The sequence below is a fragment of the Streptomyces sp. NPDC002265 genome (genome assembly GCF_040296125.1).
Lineage (GTDB): Bacteria > Actinomycetota > Actinomycetes > Streptomycetales > Streptomycetaceae > Streptomyces.
Window position 1 is genome coordinate 1 of sequence record NZ_JBEOWS010000515.1, and the last position, 4835, is coordinate 4835.

General features: G+C 72.6%; 3 protein-coding genes. 1 reads left to right on the plus strand and 2 read right to left on the minus strand.

Features of this window, described 5'->3' with window-relative positions:
- Positions 1 to 54: 54 nt before the first annotated feature.
- Positions 55 to 864: an AfsR/SARP family transcriptional regulator gene (locus ABT085_RS43760; protein WP_351622034.1), complete on the minus strand. Its 810-nt coding sequence runs from the start codon at positions 862 to 864 to the stop codon at positions 55 to 57.
- A 139-nt stretch (positions 865 to 1003) separates the two neighbouring features.
- A complete protein-coding gene (locus ABT085_RS43765; protein WP_351622036.1) occupies positions 1004 to 2683 on the minus strand; it encodes an AMP-binding protein in 1680 nt (559 codons plus the stop codon).
- Between the two features lie 249 nt (positions 2684 to 2932).
- Between ABT085_RS43765 and ABT085_RS43770 the strand changes: the two genes are divergently transcribed.
- Positions 2933 to 4669, plus strand: a complete 1737-nt coding sequence (locus tag ABT085_RS43770; RefSeq protein WP_351622039.1) for a hypothetical protein — start codon at positions 2933 to 2935, stop codon at positions 4667 to 4669.
- Positions 4670 to 4835: the final 166 nt, after the last annotated feature.

Sequence of the window (4835 nt, forward strand, 5' to 3'; positions counted from 1 at the left end):
GGACCGCGCATCGCCGGATCTGCCCCGCGGGACCGCTGCGCGCCGTCCCCGGCGTCACGCCGGCCTGGACTGCGCCGGCACGTCGTCGGGCACCGGCAGCCGCTCCTCGCCGTTGAGCAGCGCCTGGTGCAGGCGCCGCAGCCGCTCGGACGGCTCGAGACCGAGCTCGTGGTCGAGCGTCGTACGCAGCTTCTGGTACGTCTCCAGCGCCTGCCACACCCGGCCCGCCCGGTACAGGGCGGTCATCAGCTGTTCGTGCAGCCGTTCGTGCAGCGGATAGCGGGCGGTGAGGACGGTCAGCTCGCCGAGCACCTCCGCGTGCCGGCCCAGCCGCAGCTCGGCGGCGACCCGGCACTCGACCGCGCCCAGCCGTGCCTCGTTCAGGCGCAGCAGCTCGATGTCCAGCAGCGGCCCCGCCTCCACGTCGACCAGGGCGGGCCCGCGCCACAGCTGGAGCGCGCGGCCCATCAGCCGGGACGCGGACTCGTCGTCCCCGGCCTGGGCGGCCGCCCGGCCGGCGACCATCAGGTGCTCGTGCTCGTGCACGTCCACCTCGCCCGGCTGGGCGTTGAGCTGGTAGCCACCGTGCACGGTCTCCAGGATCTCCTTGGCGGACTGCGTCTGGCGGCGGCCGAGCGCACGGTCGATGCCCCGGCGCAGGTGAAGCACGTACGTCTGGAGCGTGGTCATGGCACTGCGCGGCGGATGATCGCCCCACAGTTCTTCGATCAGCGACAGAACAGGGACCACCTGACCGGCTTGCAGGGCCAGAAGGGCCAGCACTTGACGGGGCTTGGCGGCGGTCGGCGCGAAGGATCCGCACCGTTCGCGTGCGGTCATCGCCCCCAGCAGTCTGATCTCCACGGAATCAACTCCTCAGGCAGTCAGCACGCCCCGGCAGCGTGTGCCGGGCGTGGCCCAAGCCTTTCAGGCCACGGCAGGCCGGGACAGCGACCGGCCCATGACATGCACGGGAAGGCGTACCGGTCCCGGCCTGAGAACTTCATGTCCCGGTGCTGGAGATCTCGTACAGGGGCCGCAGCCGGCCGCTGAGGAACAGGCCGCGCACCGCGGAACGGGAGACCCGGCCGCGGAAGTTGCGGCGCACGGTACCCGGCCGGACCAGCACCACCGTGCCGGGCTCGACCTCGAACTCGTCGGTGATCCGGCGCAGCATCCGCACACCCAGGCCGCGCAGGTCCACGTCGTGGCGCAGCCCGTCGCGCACCTCCTGCACCACCACCAGCCGGTCCCGGCCCGGCGCGTAGGGGACGCCGAACGCGGCGGTGCGCATGCACAGTTCACTGGTCTCCTGGGCGGACCGCTCGACGTCCTGCGGATGCACCAGCAGGACGCAGGCCGCCCGTCCGGGCACCTTGATGCCCTCGCGCAGGCACCCGCTCACATACAGTTCCCCGTCGAAGCGGACGGCCTCGTCGCCGGTGTTCAGCCCGTCGACGCGCAGCACCCCCACCCGGCCCTCGGGCACCGGGGCCCCGGTGTCCGGGGCGGCGAGGGAGAGTTCCGGGCCCACGCTGCGGCCCACGCTCACCAGCGTCCGGAACGGCTCGCCGGGCGCGGCGTCGCACAGCTCCCCGCGGTCCAGCGACTTCTCCGCCACCCGCCGGGCGGCGGGCGGTCCCGCCAGGTCCGCGACCGGACGCGCCGCCACCGGGAACGGGGACTCCGGAGGGGCCAGGCAGGAGACGAACGCCTCCGGGGAGAACCCGGCGGCGGCGAACCGCTCGCCGAAGGCCCGCCGCGCGTCCGGCTGCTGCGGCGACGCGCAGATCACCGCCGTCTCCCAGTGGCCGAGAGCGAGCCCGGCCAGTTCCGCGTCCGTGGTCCGCTCGGCGGCGAGCTGGTAGCCGTACGTGCTGGTGAGTCCGGTGGTGATGCCGTAGCTGCTCACCGCCTCCACCCACTGGGCCGGCAGGCCCCCCGGGCCGCCCGCCGGGAGCAGCACCCCGGTGGCGCCCAGCCACAGCGGGTGCAGCAGATGCATGACCAGACCGGTGCCGTACCGGTAGGGCAGCAGCCCGCCGACCCGGGAGCCTGCGGACGAGCGCAGCACCCGCTGGGCCCAGGGCTGCCCCTCGGCGAGCATCCGGTAGGTCATCCGCACACCGCGCGGGGCGGCGGCCGGTCCCGGCCCGTACAGCAGCAGGGCGTCGTCGTCCGGGCGGGTCCTCGTGCGGGGCGGCGGGGCGACCGCCTGCCCGGCCGTCTCCCCGGCCGCGTCGACGGCCAGACAGACGGTGCCGCCGTGGCCGGCCCGGGCGAGCAGCTGGGTCAGGGCGGGCGCGTCGGCGCGCTCGGCCAGGACCAGTTCCGCGCCGCAGTCGCGGACGACGGCCAGCAGCCGCTCGGTGCGGTGCGCCTGGCCGTCGACGGCGTCGACGGGAACCGCGGTGGCACCGGCGTACAGACAGCCGAGCAGCGCGGCGGCGAAGTGCCGCCCCCGGGACGGGGCGACGAGGACCGGCCGGCCGGCCAGTCCGTGATCGGCGATCCAGGCCGCTATATGACGGGCCTTCAGATCCAGTTCCTCGTAGGTGACGGTCTCGGCCGCCAGTTGTCCGCGCGCCGCCTCGTACACGAACACACAGGCGACCTTCGCGGGGTTCGCCTGTGCGTTGGCGCGGACCACATCGGTGAACGCGTACTCGGATTGACCCGGCATCACTCCCCCATGACTGCCCTCGACAGCCTTGTCCGACAGGGCCTAGCCGAGTCTGCGCCCGGCTGCTCGAGTCTCACTGGACCCCCGGCGCACCGCCCGGCCCGGCCCCGGCCCTGTACAGCCGTCCTCAGGGAGCGGTCAAGCGGAGTGTCAGCCGACAGTCAGCGCGCACTGCGAAGGTGCGGCGCGAACCTGCCCTCGTACGGCGGGATATCCCCTACGAACGTCCCAGGAAAGGGCGTACGGATCATGAGAGAGCTCGGTCTGCGGCGCCGCCATCTGTGGCGCCTTTCCATCGGCCTCGCACTGGTGGGCACGACCTCCACCCTCCTCACCGGGGCGGGCCAGGCGAGCGCCACCGCCGCCCTGTCGACCACCCGTTTCACGGCCTCCGACGGCACCACGTACACGGCGACCAACCACCTGCTCGCCTCGGCGGGCGGGCCGGGCCGCGAGTGGCTGCTCGCCTGGGCGGGCCCCGCCGACACGACCAAGCCGGACTTCATGGCCGTCATCGACGCCACCAAGGGCTCGAAGACCTACGGCCAGGTGGTGAACACCGTCACCATGGGTCCGGGTCTGGCCAACGAGCCGCACCACATGCAGTACGTCTGGCACAAGGGCGACCGGCTGTACGCGGGCGGCCTGAAGGCGGACACCACCTTCGTCTTCGACACCAGCCAGCTGCCCAAGCTGCGGCTGGCCGGCGTCAACGTGGCCTCGGACACCCCGTGCGGCACCATGCCGGACGCCTACCAGGTGCTGCGGGACGGCACCGCCTACGGCTCCTTCCTCGGCGGCGGCGACGTGGCCGGGCCGTGCACGTACACCAACGGCCAGGTCCGCAACGGCAACGGGGCGGCCGGCTCGCCGGGCGAGATCGTCCGCTTCGACCGCAACGGCAAGACGCTGGCCGAGATCCCCGCCGCCACCGCGAAGGGCGAGGACCCCAAGCTGTGCGGGAACGTGCCGGAGCTGCCGGAGCCCACCTGCGCCAACCCGCACGGCATCATGGTCGACGAACGCCGCAACATCCTGGTCGGCAGCGACTTCGTCGAGGCCAAGGACTTCACCTCGCCCGAGGCCCCGCTGCGCGAGGACCTGGCCCGGCCCACCGTGCGGGTCTGGGACATCACCAACCGCTCGAACCCGACCCTGCTCTCCGTGAGCAAGGTGCCGGACGGGCCGCGGGCCCAGCTGGAGAACGACCCGATCTGGTACGAGTCCCGGGTGCTGATGGAGCCCGCGCTGCCCAACAAGCCGGGCCACAACGGCGCGTTCGTGTCCTCCATGACCGGCGGCGCGGTCTTCTACACGCCGGACATCAAGGCCCCGAAGCCGGTGTGGAAAGAGGTCATCGACGACACCACCGCCTACCGCAAGGCCGGTGCCGAGGCCGATGTGCGCGGCGGCGGCGACAACTCCAGCTGGCTGATGGTCAGCCCCGACGACCGCTACCTCTTCCACACGGTCATGGGTGTGCCCAAGGCCTACGGCCAGTCGCTGGACAAGACCACCGGCATGCTCTACGTGCTGGACATCCGCAAGCTCCTGGCCTCGGGCAACAGCCCGAAGTGCTCGGTCGACCAGCTCGACGAGGTCTTCAAGGGCGGCCACGAGAGCGACTGCCCGGCCGTGGTCGGCACCCAGCTGATCCGTGACACCACCGACGGCGGCCCGCACTGGGGCACCATGGACAACTTCGCCCGGCACGCCGACGGCACCTACGGCGAGACGGAGAAGATCAAGCGGATCGCGGTGGCGAACTACTTCATCGCCGGCGCGTTCGGCGGCGACGGCGACCACCGGATCTGCATGTTCAACCTGGGCAACGGCGGCAAGGTGACCCTCGACCGGTCCTTCCGGGACGAGAACACGAACAAGCCGTGCATCAGCTTCAACCGCATCTCCTGGCCGCACGGCGACACCGGTGACGCCCGGCCGCACGGTGTGCTGTTCACAGTCAGCGACGGCGTGCTGAAGTGACCGGGACGCCTTTCACCCCCGGCGGCGCGCTGCTGCTCGCCACCGTCGTGCTGCTCGCCGGCAGCGCGCTGGGACTGCTGCTGCTGCGGGGCAGGCGCCTGCGTGGGATCCCGGCCATCACGGCGTTCTTCGCCGCCGTGGTGGCCGGGGCGGTGCTGGCGGGCAC

Excerpts from the sequence above, each read along its gene's own strand:
- ABT085_RS43765 (WP_351622036.1), bottom strand. The coding sequence starts at position 2,683 with ATGCCGGGTCAATCCGAGTACGCGTTCACCGATGTGGTCCGCGCCAAC.
- ABT085_RS43770 (WP_351622039.1), top strand. The coding sequence starts at position 2,933 with ATGAGAGAGCTCGGTCTGCGGCGCCGCCATCTGTGGCGCCTTTCCATC.